This window comes from Jiella sp. M17.18 (assembly GCF_041027365.1).
Classification (GTDB): domain Bacteria; phylum Pseudomonadota; class Alphaproteobacteria; order Rhizobiales; family Rhizobiaceae; genus VKMB-3413.
Map to the genome: position 1 here is coordinate 171,094 of NZ_JBFTEH010000003.1, position 21,612 is coordinate 192,705.

General features: G+C 69.0%; 17 protein-coding genes. 6 read left to right on the top strand and 11 right to left on the bottom strand.

The genetic code is table 11. The features are described from left to right. Positions 1–3: 3 nt before the first annotated feature. Both waaA and lpxK read left to right on the top strand, forming a co-directional pair. On the top strand, positions 4–1,323 hold the full coding sequence (gene waaA / locus AB5S17_RS07245; protein WP_369238318.1) for a lipid IV(A) 3-deoxy-D-manno-octulosonic acid transferase: 1,320 nt from the start codon (positions 4–6) through the stop codon (positions 1,321–1,323). After that, positions 1,320–2,351 (top strand): tetraacyldisaccharide 4'-kinase, encoded by a 1,032-nt coding sequence (lpxK, locus tag AB5S17_RS07250; RefSeq protein ID WP_369237702.1) that lies wholly within the window; start codon positions 1,320–1,322, stop codon positions 2,349–2,351. The genes waaA and lpxK overlap by 4 nt, the downstream gene beginning before the upstream one ends. Before the next feature lie 2 nt (positions 2,352–2,353). On the opposite strand, the gene AB5S17_RS07255 is transcribed toward lpxK, so the two are convergent. The 3 genes from AB5S17_RS07255 to AB5S17_RS07265 all read right to left on the bottom strand — a co-directional run bounded on the left by AB5S17_RS07255 (position 2,354) and on the right by AB5S17_RS07265 (position 6,797). Continuing rightward, positions 2,354–2,572: a DUF2093 domain-containing protein gene (locus tag AB5S17_RS07255; protein WP_369237704.1), complete on the bottom strand. Its 219-nt coding sequence runs from the start codon at positions 2,570–2,572 to the stop codon at positions 2,354–2,356. A 118-nt stretch (positions 2,573–2,690) separates the two neighbouring features. After that, positions 2,691–4,613, bottom strand: a complete 1,923-nt coding sequence (gene mutL / locus AB5S17_RS07260; protein WP_369237706.1) for a DNA mismatch repair endonuclease MutL — start codon at positions 4,611–4,613, stop codon at positions 2,691–2,693. A gap of 252 nt (positions 4,614–4,865) precedes the next feature. Continuing rightward, positions 4,866–6,797, bottom strand: a complete 1,932-nt coding sequence (locus tag AB5S17_RS07265) for a methyl-accepting chemotaxis protein (RefSeq protein ID WP_369237708.1) — start codon at positions 6,795–6,797, stop codon at positions 4,866–4,868. Between the two features lie 260 nt (positions 6,798–7,057). Here AB5S17_RS07265 and AB5S17_RS07270 point away from each other — a divergent pair, with 260 nt between their 5' ends. From AB5S17_RS07270 to AB5S17_RS07285, 4 genes are all read left to right on the top strand, one after another. After that, positions 7,058–7,438 carry a rhodanese-like domain-containing protein gene (locus AB5S17_RS07270; protein WP_369237710.1) on the top strand — a complete coding sequence of 127 codons (381 nt, stop codon included), beginning with the start codon at positions 7,058–7,060 and terminating at the stop codon, positions 7,436–7,438. Between the two features lie 131 nt (positions 7,439–7,569). Beyond that, positions 7,570–9,261 carry an AMP-binding protein gene (locus tag AB5S17_RS07275; RefSeq protein WP_369237712.1) on the top strand — a complete coding sequence of 564 codons (1,692 nt, stop codon included), beginning with the start codon at positions 7,570–7,572 and terminating at the stop codon, positions 9,259–9,261. A gap of 58 nt (positions 9,262–9,319) precedes the next feature. Next, the gene (locus tag AB5S17_RS07280) at positions 9,320–9,595 is read left to right on the top strand and encodes a type II toxin-antitoxin system ParD family antitoxin (RefSeq protein ID WP_369237714.1); all 276 of its coding nucleotides are present in this window, start codon (positions 9,320–9,322) and stop codon (positions 9,593–9,595) included. Beyond that, entirely contained in the window at positions 9,585–9,794 is a 210-nt protein-coding gene (locus AB5S17_RS07285) for a type II toxin-antitoxin system RelE/ParE family toxin (protein WP_369237716.1), read from the top strand. The genes AB5S17_RS07280 and AB5S17_RS07285 overlap by 11 nt, the downstream gene beginning before the upstream one ends. A 130-nt stretch (positions 9,795–9,924) precedes the next feature. On the opposite strand, the gene glgX is transcribed toward AB5S17_RS07285, so the two are convergent. From glgX to pgi, 8 genes are all read right to left on the bottom strand, one after another. Then, entirely contained in the window at positions 9,925–11,976 is a 2,052-nt protein-coding gene (gene glgX, locus AB5S17_RS07290; RefSeq protein WP_369237718.1) for a glycogen debranching protein GlgX, read from the bottom strand. Positions 11,977–12,014: 38 nt separating this feature from the next. Next, a complete protein-coding gene (locus AB5S17_RS07295; protein ID WP_369237720.1) occupies positions 12,015–12,314 on the bottom strand; it encodes a helix-turn-helix domain-containing protein in 300 nt (99 codons plus the stop codon). Continuing rightward, positions 12,311–12,637, bottom strand: coding sequence for a type II toxin-antitoxin system RelE/ParE family toxin (locus tag AB5S17_RS07300; protein ID WP_369237722.1), 327 nt, complete (start codon positions 12,635–12,637; stop codon positions 12,311–12,313). Before AB5S17_RS07300 ends, AB5S17_RS07295 begins: the two co-directional genes overlap by 4 nt. 129 nt (positions 12,638–12,766) lie before the next feature. Then, positions 12,767–14,395: an alpha-D-glucose phosphate-specific phosphoglucomutase gene (locus AB5S17_RS07305; protein ID WP_369237724.1), complete on the bottom strand. Its 1,629-nt coding sequence runs from the start codon at positions 14,393–14,395 to the stop codon at positions 12,767–12,769. Further along, complete coding sequence (gene glgA, locus AB5S17_RS07310; protein ID WP_369238320.1) at positions 14,392–15,834, bottom strand: glycogen synthase GlgA; 1,443 nt, start codon at positions 15,832–15,834, stop codon at positions 14,392–14,394. The genes AB5S17_RS07305 and glgA overlap by 4 nt, the downstream gene beginning before the upstream one ends. A gap of 5 nt (positions 15,835–15,839) precedes the next feature. Further along, positions 15,840–17,111: a glucose-1-phosphate adenylyltransferase gene (gene glgC / locus AB5S17_RS07315; RefSeq protein WP_369237726.1), complete on the bottom strand. Its 1,272-nt coding sequence runs from the start codon at positions 17,109–17,111 to the stop codon at positions 15,840–15,842. Between the two features lie 171 nt (positions 17,112–17,282). Then, on the bottom strand, positions 17,283–19,781 hold the full coding sequence (locus AB5S17_RS07320; RefSeq protein WP_369237728.1) for a glycogen/starch/alpha-glucan phosphorylase: 2,499 nt from the start codon (positions 19,779–19,781) through the stop codon (positions 17,283–17,285). Continuing rightward, on the bottom strand, positions 19,781–21,427 hold the full coding sequence (pgi, locus tag AB5S17_RS07325; RefSeq protein ID WP_369237730.1) for a glucose-6-phosphate isomerase: 1,647 nt from the start codon (positions 21,425–21,427) through the stop codon (positions 19,781–19,783). Before pgi ends, AB5S17_RS07320 begins: the two co-directional genes overlap by 1 nt. Positions 21,428–21,612 lie beyond the last annotated feature (185 nt).

Here is a 21,612-nt window from a genome sequence, read left to right on the forward strand (position 1 = left end):
GCCATGACCCGCCTCGCGCTCGCCGCCTACGGACTTGCGGGCGTGCTCGCCTATCCGATGATCGGCCCCTATGTCGGCTACCGCGTCTCCCGCGGCAAGGAAGACCGCCGCCGCCGGCGCGAGCGCTACGGCTATGCCGGCATGGCGCGGCCGCAGGACGGGCCGCTGGTCTGGCTGCACGCGGCGAGCGTCGGCGAGAGTGCGGCCGTGGCGCCACTCGCCCGCCGCATCGCCGCCGACGGTGTCACCGTGCTGATGACCACCGGCACCACGACCTCCGCCGACCTCGTCGCCGAGCGACTGTCGGACAGCGTCATCCATCAATATGTCCCGCTCGACCTGAAGCCCTGCATCGCGCGCTTCCTGAACCATTGGCGGCCGGACGTCGCGATCGTCGCGGAGAGCGAGATCTGGCCGATGACCATGGTGGAGCTGCGCCGGCGGCGGATCCCGCAGGTGCTGGTCAATGCCCGCCTGTCCGACCGCTCGTTCCAGCGCTGGAAGAACGCCCCGCGGCTCGCCGAGACGCTGTTCGAGGGCCTCGCCCATGTCGTCGCCCAGTCGGAGATCGACGCCGAGCGTTTTCACCTGCTCGGCGCGCATGCCGTGTCGGTCGCCGGCAATCTGAAGGCGGATGCCGGGCCGCTGCCCGCCGATGCGGCGGCGCTGACGGAACTGGCCGACGCGCTGGGCGACCGGCCGCGCTGGGCCGCGCTCTCGACCCATGCCGGCGAGGAAGCGATCGTCGGCGCAGCGCACCGGGCGCTGTCGCCGCATCATCCCGGGCTCTGCACGATCGTGGTGCCGCGCCATCCGACCCGGGCGGACGAGATCGAGAAGACGCTGTTCGGCATGGGCCTGAAGGTCGCGCGGCGCAGCCGCGGCGAGGTGCCGGAGCCGGGGACCGACATCTTCCTTGGCGACACGATGGGCGAGATGGGTCTTTATCTGCGCCTCACCGAGATCGCCTTTCTCGGCAAGTCGATCGCGGCGGAGGGCGGCCAGAACCCGCTGGAGGCGGCGATGCTGGCGACGGTGATCCTGTCCGGGCGCTACGTCCAGAACTTCCGCGACGCGTATCAGCGTCTGCTGAGGAACGGCGGTGCGCGCTTGGTGCGCGATGGCGACGGCCTGACGGCGGCGGTGGACCAGCTTCTGCAGGAGCCGGCGACGCGGCTGAAGATGGCCCGCGCGGCCTCCGGGACGGTGGAGGAGATGCGCGGCGCGCTGGAGCGGAGCCTGCAGGCGCTCCATCCCTTCCTGCATCCCCTGAAGCTCTCGGTGAATCTCGAGAAGCAGGGCCGGGGCGCGCTCGTTCGATGATGGACCGCGAGACGCCGCCCTTCTGGTGGGACGAGCGCTCGCTGTCGCGGCGCCTGCTCGCACCGGCGGCCTTCGTCTACGGCCGCGTCGCGCGGCGAAATCTCGAGCGCGGCCGGCGCGCCGATGTCGGCGTTCCCGTCGTCTGCGTCGGCAACTTCACCGTCGGCGGCGGCGGCAAGACGCCGACGGCGCTGGCGCTCGGGCGCGCGGCGGTGCGGATGGGCCTGACGCCCGGTTTCGTCTCGCGCGGCCATGGCCGCTCGCGCTCCGACGCGATGCTCATCGACCCGGACCACCACGGCGTCTCGGCCGTCGGCGACGAGCCGCTGCTGCTCGCTGCGGTCGCGCCGACCGCCGTCGCCACCGACCGGCGGCAGGCGGCCGAACTGTTGAAGCGCGAGCGGGGCTGCGACCTCGTCATCATGGACGACGGCTTCCAGTCGATGCGCCTCAGGATCGACTATGCGCTGATCGCGCTCGATGCCCGGCGCGGCCTCGGCAACGGCGCCGTCATCCCGGCGGGGCCGGTGCGCGCACCGCTGATCGACCAGATCCGCCATGCCGACGCGCTGCTGGTGATCGGCGAGGGGTCGGGCGGCGACGCGGCGATCCGGCAGACGGCGCGGGCGAACAAGCCGATCTTCGAGGCGCGGCTCGAGCCGCTGGAGCCGCAGCGCTTCGCCGGCATGCGCGTGCTCGCCTTCGCGGGGATCGCCGATCCGGAGAAGTTCTACGCCTCGCTGCGCAGCGTCGGCGCCGAAGTGGCCGAGACGCAGGACTTTCCCGACCATCACATGTTCACCCGCGACGACATGGATGGCCTGTCCGCGAACGCCTGGCGGTCGGGCCTGCAGCTCGTCACCACGCGCAAGGATGCGGTGCGGCTCGCGACCGGCGGAGAAGCCGCCCGGCTTTTCCTGAAGGAGTGCGACATCCTCGACGTCGAACTCGTCTTCATGCCGCAGAGCATCGGCGAACGGGTGATCCGCGAGGCGCTTGCCGCCTTTCGGCGGCGCAAGCTCGGCTGACGTCAGCGCGCCCGGGAGTTGCGGCTCTCGATCTCGCGGCGGAAGGATGCCGCGGCGTCGACATAGGCTTCCTGGCGCTCGACGCTCCAGTATTTCAGAAGGTCCAGCGGGATCGCCTCGCCGGTGACGGCGCAGCGCACATAGGCGCCGGGACGCACGATCTGGAAGTCGGGAGTGGCATAGCGAAGCTTGGCTTCGCCGGTGTTGTCGATGCGGTTCATGAAGCTTCTCGACTGGCCGCGGCAGCCACGGCAAGGCGCGGCTGCAGGCGGAAGGACGTCGCCGGGAGGTATGGCGTTTTTCCGCGAAAATCAAATTCCCGGCAAAGCGCTCCGGCGTCTACCTCCGCCCGAACATCGTCTCGATGTCGGAAAGCTTCAGCTCGATGAAGGTCGGGCGGCCGTGATTGCACTGGCCGGCACCGGGCGTCACCTCCATCTCGCGCAACAGCGCGTTCATCTCGTCCGGGCGCAGCTGCCGGCCCGTCCGCACCGAGCCGTGGCAGGCGATGGTCGCGGCGACGTGGTCGATGCGGCTCCTCACCGTGTCGGCGGTGCCGAAATCGGCGAGTTCGTCGGCGAGGTCCCGGATCAGGCGGCCAACGTCCACCTGGCCGAGGATCGCCGGCGTCTCGCGCACCGCGACAGCGCCCGGACCGAAGCGCTCCAGCGAAAGACCGAGGGCGGCGAGGGTCTCGGCGCTCTCCGCCAGCCGGTCGGCGTCGTCCTCCGGCAGATCGACGATCTCCGGGATGAGCAGGAGCTGCGAGGCGATCGTCTTGCCGTAGAGCGCCGCCTTCAGCGCCTCATAGGTCAGGCGTTCGTGTGCGGCATGGGCGTCGACGATGACGAGGCCGTCCCGCGTTTCGGCGACGATGAAGTTGCCGTGCAGCTGCGCCCGCGCCGCGCCGAGCGGATAGCGTTCGCCGTGATCGGCCTGCTCCGGCTGCCCCGAGACCGCAGCCTCGGCGAAGGGACCCGGCGATGGTGCGCCCCCGGTGTCGGGAGCGGCCGAAGGATTGAAGGCGCCGTTGGACGCTGCCGCAGGTTGGGCCTCGGCAGCTGTCCGGTGGAGCACGGGCGCATCGGCGCGATCCGCTGCCTGCGCGTCCAACGGCCGGAAGGGCGACGCGCCCGCATCGTACTCCGCCTGCCGCGGCGCCGAGAAGCCGCCGGGGGCAAAGCCGTCGAAGCGCCGCGGCGCCGGCGTGACGCTCGGGGGCGCCGCCGGCCGCATGCGGGCCATCAGCCCGTTCGCGCCGGCGGTGGAGGACCGCAGGCCCGCTTCGGCAAAGGCCTGGCGGATGGCGCCGACGACGAGGCCGCGCACCAGGCCCGGATCGCGAAACCGGACATCGGCCTTGGCCGGGTGGACGTTGACGTCGACCAGCGCCGGATCGAGCGTCAGGAACAGGACGGCGACGGGATGGCGGTCCTTGGCGATGACGTCGGCATAGGCGCCGCGCAGCGCCGAGATCAGCATCTTGTCGCGCACCGGCCGGCCGTTGACGTAGAAATACTGCGCGAGGCCGTTGCCGCGGTTGTAGGTCGGCAGGCCGGCATGGCCGGCGAGCGCGACGCCCTCGCGCAGCGCATCGATCGGCACGGAATTCTCGGCGAATTCGCCCGACAGGACGTCGGCGATGCGCGACAGCGGATCGAGCGCGGCGGACTCGAAGATCGTTGTCGAGCGGTCCGGCCCGGCGATCTCGAAGCGCACGGCGGGCGCGGCGATCGCCAGCCGCCGGACGACGTCGGTGATCGCGGCGCTCTCGGCCCGGTCGCTCTTCAGGAATTTCAGCCGCGCCGGGACGGCGTGGAAGAGGTCGCGCACCTCGACGACCGTGCCTCTGGACAGCGCCGCCGGGCGCGGGCCGTCGCAGCGGCCGTTGTCGACCGCGATCTCGAAGGCGTCCGGCGCGCCGGACGCCCGCGACTTCAGCGTCAGCCGCGCGACCGAACCGATCGAGGGCAGCGCCTCGCCGCGAAAGCCGAGCGTCGCGATCTGCTCCAGCCCGCCGGCGAGCTTGGAGGTGCAGTGGCGGCGCACCGCGAGAGCGAGCTCGCCCTTCGCGATGCCGGTGCCGTCGTCGGTGACCCTGAGAAGCGTCTTGCCGCCGCCGGCGGTCGCGATCTCGATCCGCTTGGCGCCGGCGTCGAGGGCGTTCTCGACCAACTCCTTGACGACGCTCGCCGGCCGCTCGACCACCTCGCCGGCGGCGATCTGGTCGATCAGGTGTTCGTCGAGCTGGACGATGGGCAAGGGACGGCTCCGGCCGGAATCGCATCGGCGACTGAGCGCCCCTTTTACGGCAGCCGTCGAGCGGCTTCAAACGCCATGGGAGCATGGCGTGTGGACAAGCGGCCGACCAAAGACGGCCCGCCGGGCTGCTGTGGCGGCGGATCCGGCCGGGCCCGCGCGATCTCCGCCAGCGCTGGGCGGCGATACGAAAAGGGCCGGCGTTGCGGCCGGCCCTTCGATTGCGATCGCGAGTCTCGCAGCGGCGGCGAGGGCTCAGAACTCCTCCCAGCTCTCCTCGGCTGTTGCGGCCGCGGGCTTGCGGGCGGCGCCGCCCGATCCCGAGGCGCGCAGCTGCGGCACGGCGCGCGCGGCGGCAGGGCGAGGCGCCGGCGCCTGGGTGGCCGGCTGGGCGCGCTTTGCCGAAGCCGTTGCGCTCTTGGTCTTGAACTTCGTGATCGCCGCTGCCAGCTCGTCGGTCTCGGCCGCCAGCGTCTGCGCCGCCGCGGTGGACTCTTCCACCATCGCGGCGTTCTGCTGGGTCACCTTGTCCATCTGGTCGGCAGCCGTCGAGACTTCCCGCAGGCTCACCGCCTGCTCGCGCGCCGAGGCGGCGATCGTCGCGATCACCTCGGTCATCGAGGAGACCTCCGCGACGATCTCCTCCAGCGACTGGCCCGACGCCGTCACCAGCTCGACGCCCCGCCCGACCTGTTCGCCGGATGCCTGGATCAGCCCCTTGATCTCCTTGGCCGCCTCCGCCGAGCGCTGGGCAAGGCCCCGCACCTCCTGCGCGACCACCGCGAAGCCCTTGCCGGCCTCGCCCGCGCGCGCCGCCTCGACGCCAGCGTTCAGGGCGAGGAGGTTGGTCTGGAAGGCGATCTCGTCGATCACCGAGATGATCTGGCCGATCTGGTTGGACGAGGCCTCGATCTCGCTCATCGCCTCGACCGCCCGGGCGACGATGGCGCCGCCCTTTGCGGCCTTCTCGCGGGCCGCGCTCGCCACCTTCTGGGCATTGCCGGCGCCGTCGGCGGTCTGGTTCACCGCCCCGGTCACCTCGCCGAGCGCCGCCACCGTCTCCTCCAGGCTCGCCGCCTGCTGCTCGGTGCGCTGGGCGAGGTCGCCGGAGGCGATGGTGATCTCGGAAAGCCCGGTGCGGATCGAGCCGACCGAGGTGAGCACCTGGCCGATCGCGCCCTCGAGCGCCTCGACCGAGGCGTTGAACTTGGCCCGGATCGGCTCGAATTCCGGCGCCACCTGGCCGGCCATGCGCACGGTGAGGTCGCCGGCCGACAGCCGGTCGAAGCCCACCTCGACCATGCCGACGAAGGCCCGGAGGTCCTCGGCCTTGGCATTGTCCAGCGCCGCCTGGCGCTGCTTGGCCTGGTCCTGCGAAATCCGCGCCGCCTCGGCCTCCTCGGCGAGGCGGTCACGCTCGATCGCCTGCTCCTTGAACACCTGCACCGCGCCGGCCATCTCGCCGATCTCGTCGCCGCGGCCGACCGCCGGCACTTCCACGCTCTTGTCGCCCGAGGCGAGGCGCCGCATCGCCGCGGTCATGGCGTTGATCGGCCGCGAGATCGACCGGGCCAGCGGCCAGGCGCAGGCGACGAGCACGAGCAGCAGGAGGCCGGACCAGAGCGCCGTCAATTTCGCTTGGCCGAGGAATTGCGCGTCGAGATCGTCGACATAGACGCCGGTCGCGATCGACCACTGCCAGGGCCCGAAGCTCTCGGCATAGGCGAGCTTGGGCGACGGCTGCTTTTCGTTCAGCCGGGGCCAGACATAAGCGGTGAAGCCGCCCCCCTCCTTCGCATGGCCGATCAGATCGCGCGTCTGGTGAAAGCCATTCGCGTCGACCGTGTCCCAATCGTTCCGCCCCTCCAGCTTCGGATTCGGATGAACGACCACGTCGCCGTCGTATTTGTGGATGAAGAAATAGTTGTTGTTGCCGTAGCGGATCGACCGGACGGCCGATGCCGCCAGCCGCTGGGCATCGGCTTGCGAAATTTCGCCCTTCTCCGCCTGTGCGGCAAAGCCCTTGACGATCGTCAGGGCGGTCTCAACTTCCGATTTCAGAAGTTCTTTGCGGTCCGCCCACATCGACTGGTGGAGCGAGTAAAGCTGGACCGACATCGCCACGATGCTGAGGAAGGCGGCGGACGCGATTAGTAGGGCGAGCTTACGTGTTATGGAGAACTTCATCGAATGGAGCCGGTTGCTGGAGAATGAGATGCGACGCGCGCGAGCTTTGCCTAAATGTGCGAAGAAATGTTTAGGAGCGGAGGCCGGCGGGCGCGCGTGAACCGGTCCCGCCTCCCTCAGACATCGGCCGCAAGCTCTTTCTGCTGGAGCATGCCCCGGGCGTTCAGAGATTCCGGAGCGGCATCCGCGCATCGCCAAGAGGGCCGCAAGCGCCTATCCTCTCCCGTGACGACGAACGGAACCGCGGTGGGAGACCCACGATGACATCGATGAAGGACATGATGGATGCGGCGAATGCCGCCGTGCCGAAGATTTCGGCTGAGGAGGCGCAGCGCCTCGCGGCCGAGGAGAACGCGCTGATCCTCGACGTGCGCGAGCCGGCCGAGGTGGCGGCCACCGGCAAGGCCAAGGGCGCGCTGAACGTGCCGCGCGGCATGCTGGAGTTCAAGGCCGATCCCGGCGCCGCCTCGGCGGATCCGGCCTTTGCGAGAGACCGGCCGGTGGTGATCTACTGCGCCGCCGGCGCACGGGCAGCGCTCGCCGGCAAGACGCTGCGGGAGATGGGCTACGAGAAGGTCTACAATCTCGGCGGCTTCAAGGACTGGGCCGAGGCCGGCGGCGAGACCGAGCCCGGCAGCTGAGGCCGGACGTCGGCGCGGCGGGCCGACGCCGGAGGCAGAGACGCGCGACCCGAGGCGGGAGGCTCCGGCCGCGCGACGAAAAGGGCATTGCCTGACCAGCGGGTCGCGACGAGACGGGAGGACGGTCGGAGATGACGCAGGACTTGAGCTATGTGCACGGAGCGAGCGCGACGCCGCTCCTCTGCCTCACCATCGGGGCCTGTCTCGACGAGACGGCAGCGCGTTTTCCCGAGCGCGAGGCGCTGGTCGTCCCGCATCAGGGCACGCGCTGGACCTGGGCGAGGTTGCGCGACGAGGCCGACGCCTTCGCCGCGGGGCTGCTGGCGCTCGGCCTGAGGCCCGGCGAGCGGATCGGCATCTGGTCGGCGAACAACACCGAATGGGTGGTCGCGCAGTTCGCCACCGCGAAGCTGGGCCTGATCCTCGTCACCATCAACCCGGCCTACCGGGTGCACGAGCTGGAATACGCCCTGAACAAGGTCGGCTGCGCCGCGCTGATCCTGTCGCCGGCGCTGAAGTCCAGCGACTACATCGCCATGCTGCAGTCGCTGGCGCCCGAGCTCGCCGACTGCCGACCGGGAGAACTTGCAGCGGCGCGGCTGCCGTCCCTCAGGACCGTGATCCGCATGGGGGCCGACAAGACGGCCGGCATGTTCAACTTCGCCGACATTCCGGGGCTGGCGGACGATGCGCATCGCGCGCGGCTGGCGGAAATCGGGGCGGCGCTGCAGCCCGACGATCCGATCAACATCCAGTTCACCTCCGGGACGACCGGCCGGCCGAAGGGCGCGACCCTGTCGCACCACAACATCCTCAACAACGGCTATTTCGTCGGCGAGGCGATGAAGCTGAGCGAGGTGGACCGGATCTGCATTCCGGTCCCCTTCTACCACTGCTTCGGCATGGTGATGGGCAATCTCGGCGCCGTCACCCACGGCGCGGCGATGGTCATCCCCGGCGAGAGCTTCGATCCGCGTGCGGTCCTGGAGACGGTCGCGGCGGAGCGCTGCACGGCGCTCTACGGCGTGCCGACGATGTTCATCGCCGAACTGAATCATCCGGACTTTTCCGCCTTCGACCTCACCTCGCTGCGCACCGGGATCATGGCGGGATCGCCCTGCCCGGTGGAGGTGATGCGCAAGGTGCTCGGCCAGATGCACATGCCGGAGGTGACGATCGCCTACGGCATGACTGAGACGAGCCCGGTCAGCTTCCAGAGCGCCGTCGACGATCCGCTGGAGCGGCGCGTGTCGACCATCGGGCGGGTGCATCCGCATGTCGAGGTGAAGATCGTCGACGCGGAAGGCCGGATGGTGCCGCGCGGGGTCCGGGGCGAGCTGCTCACCCGCGGCTATTCCGTCATGTCCGGCTATTGGGACGACGCGGAGATGACGGCGGCGGCGATCGACCGGGCGCGCTGGATGCACACCGGCGACCTCGCCGAGATCGACGCCGCCGGCTATTGCAACATCGTCGGCCGGATCAAGGACATGGTGATCCGCGGCGGCGAGAACATCTATCCGCGCGAGGTCGAGGAGTTCCTCTACACCCATCCGAAGATCCGCGACGTGCAGGTCTTCGGCGTGCCCGACCCGCGCTACGGCGAGCAGCTCTGCGCCTGGATCATTCCGGCCGAGGGCGCGGCGCTGGACGAGGACGAGATCGCCGCCTTCTGCGCCGACAGGATCGCCCATTACAAGGTGCCGCGGGTGATCCGCTTTGTCGATGCCTTTCCGATGACCGTGACCGGCAAGATCCAGAAGTTCGTCATGCGCGAGACGATGATGGGAGAGCTGGGCGTCGAGGCTGAGACGACGGCTTGAGAATGCTGGCGCGGTCGTTCGAAGGTCATTAGCTTGAAGGCAATGGCGGAGATACACGATGACGGCCGAACGACGCATCACGGTAACGCTGGGCGAGGAGCAACGCCTCCTGGACGAGCAGCTCGCTTCCGGAGACTACGCCGACGCCAGTGAGGTGCTGAGGGCCGGCCTCTTGGCGCTCGAGCGGGAAGATTGGCCGCTCGGCGAGGAAATGCGCGCCGGGATCCAGGATGCGCTCGACGATCAAAGCCCCGTCCTCAAGGCCACCGACGTCTTCTCTCGCCTGGAAGAACGACATGCTGAGCGGATGAAGGCCAGCGGGCGTGGCGCGTGAGGTCGTCTACCATCGGAGGGCGGCCGAAGACCTCGACCACATCTACGACTTCATTTCGCAAGACAGCCCGATGGCCGCAATCGGGGTCGTACGCAGGGTCAGACAGTCGTGCAACCGGCTTTCGGCTTTTCCGCCCCTTGGCCGCCGGCGCCCGGAATTTTCTGCAGAGGTCCGGACCCTCACCCTGGTCCGAACCTGACTGGTCGCCTATCGCGTCGAGCCGGATCGGGTCACGATCCTGCGAGTTTTCTATGCCGGGCGAGACACCGAGGAACTGCTGAGGCAGGAGGCGGCGAAGTCGGACGACTGGTGATGGGGCCGCGGCTCCCTCAGAGACGCTCCTCGACCAGGATGGCGACCGACCGCGCAGCGACGAGCAGCGCGCCCTCGGCAAGCCGCCGTGGCAGAGCCTCCGGCCGGTCCGACCGGACCTGCAGCGAAAAGACGCGGCCCGGGCGAGCGGCCGGTAGTGCGACCCCCGCCTCGTCCTCGGCGGCGTTGAGATAGACGATCGCCCTCTCGGCACCGGTGTCACCGGTCGCCTGCGGCACGAAGACGCTCATGCCGAGGAGGCGCCGCCCCGGCTGTTCCCAGTCGGCCTCGGTCATCGCCGCGCCGTCCTCGCGCAGCCAGACGACATCCGGGATGTCGCCGCCCTTCGCCGGCTGGCCGGTGAGGAAGCGGTCGGCGGACAGCGCCGGATGCGCCCGCCGCAGCGCTGCGAGCCTTGCGACGAAGGCGGTCAGCGTCTCGTCGGCCCGGCTCCAGTCGAGCCAGGTGACCTCGTTGTCCTGGCAATAGGCGTTGTTGTTGCCGCCCTGCGTGCGGGCGAACTCGTCGCCGGCGACCAGCATCAGGCTCCCGCGTGAAACGAAGAGGGTCGCGAGCAGCGCGCGGATATCGCGCCGGCGGGCCTCTATGACGGCCGGATCGCCTGTCTCGCCCTCGACGCCGTGGTTCCAGGAATGGTTGTCGTTGTGGCCGTCGCGGTTCTGCTCGCCGTTCGCTTCGTTGTGCTTCTCCTCGTAGGCCACGAGGTCGGCGAGCGAGAAGCCGTCATGGACGGCGATCATGTTGACGCCGGAAGAGGGGCGGCGCCCGCTTGTCGCGTAGAGGTCCGCCGAGCCCGCGAGACGCGTCGCCAGCGCGCCGACCATGCCGTCCTCGCCGCGCCAGAAGCGGCGGACGTCGTCGCGGAACTTGTCCTGCCATTCGAACCAGGGCGGCGGGAAGCGCCCAACCTGATAGCCGCCGGGGCCGATGTCCCAGGGTTCGGCGACATGGATGCGGTGCTTCAGCACAGGGTCGGCGGCGATCATCCGGAAGACCGGTGCTTGCGGCGAGAAGCCGTCCGGCATGCGGCCGAGCACGGTGGCGAGGTCGTAGCGGAAGCCGTCCATGCCGGTCGTCTCGACCCAGCTCCGCAGCGTGTCGACGAGGAGGCGCGCCACCGGGGGCCTGTGCGCGGCGAAGGTGTTGCCGCAGCCGGTGTCGTTGACCAGCATGCCGGGCTCGGCCTCGGCATGGCGGTAGTAGAGGAAGTTGTCGAGGCCGCGATAGGAGAGCGTCGGCCCGGCCTCGTCGCCCTCGCCGGAATGGTTGAGCACGACGTCGAGGAGAACCCGGATGCCGCGGGCGTGCAGCGCCTCGACCGTCCGCCGGACGTCGGCGAGGCCGCCGGGCGCCAGCCGCGGGTCCGGCGCCATGTGGGTGATCGGGTTGTAGCCCCAGGCGTTGGTGAGGCCGAGCCGTGTCAGATGCGCCTCGTCGATCCAGGCGGCCAGCGGCATCAGCTCGACCGTCTCGACGCCGATCCGCTCGAGATGGTCGAGGAGCACCGGCTCGGCGAGCGCGGCGATGGTGCCGCGGATCGCGGTCGGGATGTCCGGATGGCGCTGCGAGAACGCCCGCACCAGCACCTCGTAGGTGAAGCCGGGCGGCGAAAAGGGCAGGGGCTGCGCATCGCGCGCAGGGTCGGCGACGATCGCCTTCGGCATATAGGGCGCGCTGTCGAGGCCCTGGCCCGGCGGCGCGGCGAGCACCGGGTGGTAGAGGAACGGCCGGTCGATCTGCAGCGCGTAAGGATCGACGAGCAGCTTCGACGCGTCGAAGCGGTAGCCATCGTCGGGCGCATAAGCGCCGTGCGCCCTCAGGCCGTAGCGCGTGCCGGCCTTGAGCCCCGGCACGAAGCCGAAGAAGACGCCGTCCGTGCGGCCGGGCAGCGCGAGGCGCTGGACCTCCTTCGTCCCAGCCGTATCGAACAGGCAGAGCTCGATCGCCTCGGCGTTCTCCGAGACGACGGCGAAGTGGGTGCCGTCAGGGGCCAGGGTCGCGCCCGGGCGCTCGGGGATGCCGCGCTCGGCGGTGATCTGGAAGGTCATGAGCGAGGGTTGGCTGAAGACTTTATTGAGCGCGGTGCCTAGGATACGAGAGCCCTGCGGGCGGCATCGGGCTCCTTGTCGATGATGCGAAGCAAGGCCTCGGTCGCCTTGTCCGGCCGCCGACGGCCCTGCTCGTAAGCCTCCATCGTGCGGGCGGGAACATGGAATTCTCGCTCGAAGGCGCGCGTAGAGGAGGCCACCCGCCGCCGAATGGCGCGAATGCGTTCCGGAGTCATGAGGTCGGAGGGGATTTCATAGCTTTGCGCACGGGTTTCACCGCGCAGATCCGCCGCGATCTCCGCAAAGGCTTCCACGAGATCATTGCCTACGTCGCTCATCGGATACCTCCCTTGATGCTTTCGATCGTTGCCAAGATCGCCTTGCGCTGCTCCGCAGAGAGATCGTCCCGCTCATTCTTCGGATAGGCGGTCATCATGTAAATCGCCTCGCCGACTGCAAGAAAGTAGATGACGCGACCACCGCCGCTCTTGCCGCGCCCCGGCAACCGGAACCGCGCCTTCCGGACGCCCCGGAGCCCGGTCATGACCGGATGCGCGGCCGGCGCGGCCGCGACATCAGCCTCGACCCGGCGCATTGCCGCATCGTCGAGGCCCATCCGCTCCATCGCTCGCAAGTAAGGACGCAGCCGAACGATCCTCATCCGGGCATCATACGTCGATGACGTAGCACGTCAACGGCGTGTACTTCGAAGAGAGCTCACGCTCGGGTCCAGGCCCTGGTGCAGAGGATTTTCCTCACGGCGCCCAAGCGATTGACGCCTGATCCGCTCTCACGTCACCACGTCCGGCTCGCTCCGCCCGGTGCGCTTGCGGATCTCGCCGATGGCGTCGGCGGTCTCGATCAGTTCCTTCAGCGCCTCGGCCGGATCCTGGCCGTGCCGGCTGACGTCCTTCTCGTAGCGCTCGATATAGACGCGGAGCGTCGCGCCCTTGGTGCCGGTGCCGGAGAGGCGGTAGACGATGCGCGAGCCGCCGGAGAAGACGATGCGGATGCCCTGGCCGGTGGCGACCGAGCCGTCGACGGGGTCCTTGTAGGAGAAGTCGTCGGCCTCCGAGACGACCAGCGTGCCGAAGCGTTGCCCCGCCATCGAGGCCAGCCTGTCGTGGAGCGAGCCCATCAGCCCGTCGGCGGCGCGCTTGTCGATCTCCTCGTAGTCGTGGCGCTGGTAGAAGGTGCGGCCGAATTCGGCCCAGTGGCTCTCCATGATCGCCTTCACGCTCTCGCGCCGTTCCGCCAGGATGTTGAGCCAGAGCAGCACGGCCCACAGACCGTCCTTCTCGCGCACATGGTTGGAACCGGTGCCGGCGCTTTCCTCGCCGCAGATCGTCACCTTGCCGGCGTCGAGCAGATTGCCGAAGAACTTCCAGCCGGTCGGCGTCTCGTAGATGCCGATGCCGCGCGCCTCTGCCACCCGGTCGGCAGCCTGGCTGGTCGGCATGGAGCGCGCGACGCCGGCGATGCCGCCGGCATAGCCGGGCGCCAGATGCGCGTTGGCGGCGAGCACGGCGAGCGAATCGGAGGGCGAGACGACGATGCCGCGGCCCATGATCAGGTTGCGGTCGCCGTCGCCGTCGGACGCCGCGCCGAAGTCGGGCGCGTCATCGCCCATCATGGTTCCGATCAGCTCCGCGGCGTGGACGGCGTTGGGATCGGGATGGCCGCCGCCGAAATCCTCCTTCGGCACGCCGTTGCGCACGGTCCCCTGTGGCGCCCCGAGACGGTTCTCCAGGATCTCCCTGGCATAGGGCCCGGTGACGGCGTGCATGGCGTCGAAGGCGAGGGTGAAGCCGGAGGCGATGAGGTCGCGGATCTTGCCGAAGTCGAAGAGCTGCTCCATCAGCGCCGCGTAGTCGGCGACGGGGTCGATCACCTCGACCACCATGTCGCCGAGCTTCGCCTCGCCGAGCCTGGAGATGTCCGGCGGCGTCTCGGTCCAGATGCGGTAGCGGCTGATCGTCTTGGTCTTCTCGAAGATCGCCTCGGTGATCTTCTCCGGTGCCGGGCCGCCATTGGCGATGTTGTACTTGATGCCGAAGTCGCCGTTCGGGCCGCCCGGATTGTGGCTCGCCGACAGAATGATGCCGCCCGAAGCGCCGCGCTTGCGGATGAGGTTGGAGGCGGCGGGCGTCGAGAGCAGGCCGCCTTGCCCGACGATCACCCGGCCGTAGCCGTTCGCCGCCGCCATCCGGATGGCGGTGAGGATGACCTCGCGGTTGTAGAAGCGCCCGTCGCCGCCGATCACCAGCGTCTCGCCGCCGGAGAGCCCCGCCGCGTCGAAGATCGACTGGATGAAGTTCGCCGCATAGTTCGGCTGCTGGAAATGCGGCACCTTCTTGCGCAGGCCCGACGTTCCGGGCTTCTGGTCGTCATAGGGCGTGGTGGCGATCGTCTCGATCATGGCTGTTCTCTCAGAAGATCCCGGTAGAGATCGGCATAAAGCTTGGCGCTCTTGCGCCACGATACGTCGGCCTTCATCGCCGCATTCTGCATCTTCCGCCAGGTCTTCTGGTCCTGGTAGAGCCGCAGCGTCCGGTCGACCGCCTTGAGCAGCGCGCCTGCGGACGGGGGCGAGAAGATGACGCCCGTCGCCGCATCGGCGCTGACGGCGGCATAATTTGCGTCGATCACCGTGTCGGCAAGGCCGCCGACCTTGGCCACCACCGGAATGCAGCCATAGCGCAGGCCGTAGAGCTGGGTGAGGCCGCAGGGCTCGAAGCGCGAGGGGATGAGGATGGCGTCGGCGCCGGCCTGGACGCGGTGCGACAGCGTCTCGTCATAGCCGATCCTGACGCCGATCAGGTCGGGATGGCGGGCATGGGCGGCGAGGAAGGCGCCCTCGATCATCGCCTCGCCCGAGCCGACGACCACCAGGCGGACGCCGCGGGCCACCAGATCGTCGCAGATGTCGGCGACGAGATCGAGACCCTTCTGCCAGGTGAGCCGGCTTACTACCGCGAAGATCGGACCGTCCTCGCGCCGCAGGCCGAACTCCCCCTCCAGCGCCCGCTTGTTGTGCGCGCGCTCGCGCAGCGATCGGGCGGCATAGGGCTTGGCGATCGCCGCATCGGTCTGCGGATCCCAGACGGCGGTGTCGATCCCGTTGACGATGCCGACGAGGCGCTCGCCGCGGCCCTGCAGGAGCCCGTCGAGACCCATGCCGCCCTCCGGCGTGACGATCTCGTCGGCATAAGTCGGGCTGACGGTGGTGGCGATGTCGCAGGCATGCAGCCCGCCCTTCAGGAAGCCGACATTGCCGTAATACTCGACGCCCTCGATCGACCAGTTGGTCGGCGGCAGGCCGAGCTGTGGGAAGATGTTGTAGGGGTAGTTCCCCTGGAAGGCGAGGTTGTGGATGGTCAGGATCGTCTTCGGCCGCGGCCGGTTGGAGGCGGCGAGATAGACCGGCGCGAGCGCCGCCTGCCAGTCGTGCGAATGCACGATATCCGGCTGGAAGCCTGCGATCGCGCCCTGGCCGATCGCCGCTCCGGCCTTGGCGAGCGCCGCGAAGCGGCGCCAGTTGTCGGGATGGTCGAGGCCGCCCGCGTCGGTATAGGGGCCGCCCAGCCGGTCGTAGAGTTCCGGCACGTCGAGAACGAAGAGGTCGAGGCCGCCGACCCTGGCCGCGAGAACGTCGGCGGGAGCGCCGAGCAGGTCGTCGAAGCGGTGCGCCAGGCGGGTCTCGCCCAGCTGCCGCATGACGGCGGGATAGCCGGGCACGAGGGTCGCGACCTCGATGCCGTGTTCCGCGAGTGCGCCCGGAAGCGCGCCCGCGACATCGGCGAGGCCGCCCGTCTTGATCAGGGGAAAGACTTCCGAGGCGACCGCCAGCGCCCTGATCGTCATCAGTAGGTGAGCCTGTCGATCATCGGCTTGGTCACAAGGCAGACGCCGCCGGCGGTCCGCCGGAAGCGCTTGGCGTCGAGTTCGGGATCCTCGCCGATGACGAGGCCGTCGGGGATCTGCACGCCGCGGTCGATGACCGCCCGCGAGATGCGCGCGTGCCGGCCGATATGGGTGTAGGGGAGCGCTACGGTGTGGTCGAGCATCGAGTAGGAGCGCATCCTGACGCCGGTGAACAGCAGCGAGCGGCGCAGCGAGCCGCCGGAGATGATGCAGTCGCCCGAGACCAGCGACGAGATCGCCATGCCGCGCCGGCCCTCCTCGTCATGCACGAACTTCGCCGGCGGGTTGATCTCGGCATAGGTCCAGATCGGCCAGTCGCGGTCGTAGATGTCGAGCGGCGGGACGACGTCGGTGAGGTCGATATTGGCCTGCCAGTAGGCGTCGACGGTTCCGACGTCGCGCCAGTAGGCCTCGCCCGTCGGCTCCATCGCCGAGCGCACCACCGAGCGGGAGAAGCGGTGGGCGAAGGCCTTTCCGTGCTGCACGATGTGGGGGATGATGTCCTTGCCGAAGTCGCGCTGCGAGCCGGGATCGGCGGCGTCGCGCCGCAGCTGGTCCATCAGGAAGTGCGTGTCGAAGACGTAGATGCCCATCGAGGCCAGCGCGGTGTCCGGGCGGCCGGGGATCGCCGGCGGATCCTTCGGCTTCTCGACGAAATCGGTGATCTGGTAGTTCTCGTCGACATGCATCACGCCGAAGGCGACCGCCTCCATGCGCGGGACTTCGAGACAGCCGACGGTCACGTCCGCGCCGGTGTCGACATGCTGCTGCAGCATGATCTCGTAGTCCATCTTGTAGACGTGGTCGCCCGCCAGGATGACGATGTAGCGGGGCGCGTAGGACTCGATGATGTCGATGTTCTGGTACACCGCGTCGGCGGTGCCGGCATACCACTGGTCCTCGGAGACGCGCTGGCTGGCCGGCAGGATGTCGAAGCTTTCGTTGCGGCCGGGGCGCAGGAAGTTCCAGCCGTTCTGCAGGTGCCGGATCAGGCTGTGCGCCTTGTACTGCGTCGCGACGCCGAGGCGGCGGATGCCGGAATTGATCGCGTTCGACAGCGCGAAGTCGATGATGCGCGTCTTGCCGCCGAAATACACCGCCGGCTTGGCGCGCGCATCGGTCAGTTCCATCAGGCGGCTGCCGCGCCCGCCGGCCAGCACATAGGCCATCGTGTCGCGGGCGAGCGGTGCGACGGGTCTCTTGTCAGCCATGAAGTCCTCCCACGGGCGTGCGGACCATTCGCCGTGGCGACGCGCTGATGGCATCGCCCGGCCTTGGAGTGACTTCTCCCTCCGCGCCCGCTTCAAGGAGGCTGATCTAGGCGGCGGAAGTCAAGCTTCCACCGGGCTGTAAAGTTTCCCGCGGCCGCCGAGATCCTCGCCTCAGCCGCGGGCCGCGGGCCCGGCATGCCAGATGTCGCTGGCATATTCGCGGATCGAGCGGTCGGAGGAGAACCAGCCCATGCGGGCGGTGTTGTGGATCGCCTTGCCCGTCCATTCGCCGGCCTCGCCCCACAGCGCGTCGAGCTGGCGCTGGGTGTCCCAGTATGCCTGGAAGTCGGCGCAGATCATCCACCAGTCGTTGTTGTAGAGATTGGAGACCAGCGAGTGGTAGCGCGACGGGTTGTCCGGGGAGAACAGGCCGGACGAGATCGCCGCCAGCGCCTCGCGCAGCATCGGCAGGCTCTCGATGATCGAGCGGCCGGAATGCGCCTCGCGCCGGCGCTGGGCCACCTCGTCCGCCCTCAGCCCGAAGATGAAGATGTTCTCCTCGCCGACATGCTCCAGCATTTCGACATTGGCGCCGTCGAGCGTGCCGATGGTCAGCGCGCCGTTCAGCGCGAACTTCATGTTGCCGGTGCCGGACGCCTCCAGGCCCGCGGTCGAGATCTGCTCCGAGATGTCGGCCGCCGGCATGATGATCTCGGCCAGGCTGACATTGTAGTTCGGGATGAAGACGACCTTCAGAAGGTTGCGCACCGCCGGGTCGGAATTGATCAGCCGCGCGACGTCGTTGGCCAGGTGGATGATCTCCTTGGCCTGCAGGTAGCTCGGCGCCGCCTTGCCGGCGAAGATCTTCACCCGCGGCACCCAGTCGAGCTCGGGATGGGCGCGCATCTGGTCGTAGAGCGCGATCGCCTCGATGATGTTGAGGAACTGGCGCTTGTATTCGTGGATGCGCTTGACCTGGATGTCGAAGATCGCGTCCGGGTCCACCCGGATCGCCATGCGGTCGGCGATGGTCTGGGTGAGCCGCACCTTGTTCTCGCGCTTCACCGCCGCGAAGCGCTCGCGGAAGGCGGCATCGCCGGCAAGCTTGTCGGCGTCGCGGATCTTCTCGATGTCGTCGAGGAAGGCCGGGCCGATCGCGTCGATCAGCAGCCGGGTCAGGCCGGGATTGGCTTCCATCAGCCAGCGCCGCGGGGTGACGCCGTTGGTTTTGTTCTGGATGCGGTCGGGATAGAGTTCGTGAAGGTTGCGGAACACCGTCTCCTTCATCAGCTCGGTGTGCAGCGCCGAAACCCCGTTCACCGCATGGCTGCCGACGAAGGCGAGCTGGCCCATGCGCACGCGCCGCCCGTTGCCCTCGTCGATCAGCGAGATCGCCGCCACCTTGCCGCCGTCGAAGCCGTGCTCCTGGGCCGCCTGACGGATGATGTCGGCGTTGATGGCGTAGATGATCTGCATCTGGCGCGGCAGCAGCCGCTCGAACAGGTGGATCGGCCAGTGCTCCAGCGCTTCGGGCAGGAGCGTGTGGTTGGTGTAGCCGAAGGTGTTGCGGGTGATCGTCCAGGCCTCGTCCCAGTCGAAGCCGTGGACGTCGACGAGGAGGCGCATCAGCTCGGCGACCGACACCGCGGGATGGGTGTCGTTCAGCTGGATCGCGACCTTGTCCGCCAGGTTGTGCAGGCTGTCGTTCTCCGACAGGTGCCGGCGGATGATGTCCTGCAGCGAGGCGGAGGAGAAGAAGTATTCCTGGCGAAGCCGCAGTTCCTGGCCCGCCTGATGCGAATCGGCGGGGTAGAGGACGCGGGTGATCGCCTCGGCCTTGTTCGATTCCACCAGCGCGCCGATGTGGTCGCCGGAGTTGAACGCATCAAGCAGGATCGGGTCGAGCGCCTGGGCGCTCCAGAGCCGCAGCGTGTTGACCTGACGGCCGCGCCAGCCGGTGATCGGGGTGTCGAAGGCGAGGGCGAGGACGCGCTCGGCCGGGCGCCAGACCTGGCGCGGCTCGCCGCTCCCGTCCTCCTGCAGCGTTACCTTGCCGCCGAAGCCGATCTCATAGGTCGCGTCGCGCCGCTCGAACTCCCAGGGATTGCCGTGGGCGAGCCAGCTTTCCGGCAGCTCGACCTGCGCCCCGTCGGCGATTTCCTGGCGGAAGAAGCCGTGGACATAGCGGATGCCGTAGCCGTAGCCGGGAACGCCGGTGGAGGCCATCGACTCCATGAAGCAGGCGGCGAGGCGCCCCAGGCCGCCATTGCCGAGCGCGGCGTCGGGCTCCAGCAGCTCGATCATGTCGAGTTCGACGTCGTAGCGCTTCAGCGCCTCGCGGATCGGCTGGGTCAGCTGCAGATTGTTGATCGCATCGCGCAGCAGGCGGCCGATCAGGAACTCCATCGACAGGTAGTAGACCCGCTTGTCGCCGCTCGCCTCCGCCTGGTCGAGCGAGGCGAACCAGTGGTCCATGATCCGGTCGCGCACCACCAGCGTGGTCGCGCGCAGCCAGTCGTATTTGCGCGCCCGCGCCGGGCTGCGGCCGATCGAATAGGTCAGCTTCTCGACGATCTGCCGCGCCAGCGTGTCCGGATCGTTCTTGCGCGGCTCCGGCAGGTGGGCGCCGTTTCCCTCGACGGCGGCTTCCGACATGTGCGTGGCGGACATCAGCTACCCCTCATCTTGCGGATTGCCTCGACCAGGCCGCGGGTCGAGGTGTCGCGGCGCTCGGCCGAAGCCTCGCCGGTGACGACCGGCAACAGCCCGGTCGCGAGTTCCTTGCCGAGCTCGACGCCCCACTGGTCGAAGGCGTTGATGCCGAACAGCTGGGCTTCGACGAAGACGCGGTGCTCGTAGAGCGCGATCAGCCGTCCGAGCGTCGCCGGATCCAGCGTGCGGTAGAGGATCGTGATCGACGGCCGGTTGCCGGTGAAGACGCGGTGCGGCGCGATCCGCTCGGCATCGGCCTTGGAGCGGCCGGCGTCGAGGAGCTGCTGGCGCGCCTCCTCCAGCGTGCGGCCCTTCATCAGGGCCTCGCTCTGGGCGAGGCAGTTGGCGAGCAGCAGATCCTGATGCACCTTCATCTCGGCCGGCTCGTGCGCGATGGCGCCGACGAGGAACTCCACCGGCACGGTGTCGGTGCCCTGGTGCAGCAGCTGGAAGAAGGCGTGCTGGCCGTTGGTGCCCGGCTCGCCCCAGACGACGGGCCCGCTGATCGGCACCGGCCGGCCGTCGAGACCGACGCGCTTGCCGTTCGATTCCATGTCGAGCTGCTGGAGATAGGCCGGAAAGCGCGCGAGGCGCTGGTCGTAGGGAATGATCGCCCGCGTCGGATAGTGACAGAAGACCCGGTGCCAATAGCCGACGAGGCCGAGCAGCATCGGCAGGTTCTTCTCCATCGGCGCGGACTTGAAATGCTGGTCGATCTCGCGCGCGCCGGCGAGGAAGTCGGAGAAGCCATCCGAGCCGATGGCGAGCATCAGCGGCAGGCCGATCGCCGACCAGATGGAGTAGCGCCCGCCGACCCAGTCCCAGAAGCCGAAGATCCGGTCCTGCGGAATGCCGAAGGCATCGACCTTGTCGAGCGCGGTGGAGACCGCCGCGAAATGCTGGCCGACGGCGTCCTCGCCGAGGGCGTCCGCCACCCAGCGCCGGGCGGTGGCGGCGTTGGTCATCGTCTCGATGGTGGTGAAGGTCTTCGACGCGACGATGATCAGCGTCGTCTCGGGCTTCAGCTTGGCGAGGGTGTCCGAGATATGCGCGCCGTCGACATTGGAGACGAAATGCGTGCGCGGGCCGTCGTGATAGGGCTCCAGCGCCAGCGTCGCCATGGCCGGGCCGAGATCGGAGCCACCGATGCCGATATTGACGACGTCGGTGAAGGCGGCGCCGGTCGCTCCGGTGATCTCGCCCGAGCGGACGCGGGACGAGAAGGCGCCCATGGCGGTCAGGACGTCATTGACGTCGCCCGAGACGGGCTCGCCGTCGGCGCGGTAGGCGTCGGCCGGCTGCCCGCGCAGCGCCACATGCAGCACCGAGCGGTTCTCGGTCTCGTTGATCCGCGCGCCGGAAAACATCGCGTCGCGCTTCTGCTCGACCTGCCGCTCCTGGGCGAGGGCGAAGAGCGCGGCGCGGGTCACCTCGTCGATCGCGGTCTTGGAATAGTCGAGGAGGACCTCGTCGAGCCGCGCGGAAAACCGCTCGAAGCGCTGCGGGTCCTCGGCGAAGAGCGGCCGGATGCCACGCTCCTTCGCGTTCGCCGCCGCGGCCTGAAGGTCGGCAGCGGCGCCGGTGATGGTGGTGGTCTCGCTCATGGCTGTCATCCGCTAGCTGAGGCCGGATCGCGCCCGTCGGCACGGTCCGATGCGAAAGGTTGAACCGATGCCGGCAGCCAGGGCTCCGCCGGCCGTGTATGCCGCTTCCGGAGGCAGGCGGCAAGTCTGCCCGACTTTTGATCGCCAGCCGGATCATCCGCCAGCCGATCGATCGGAGCCGAATG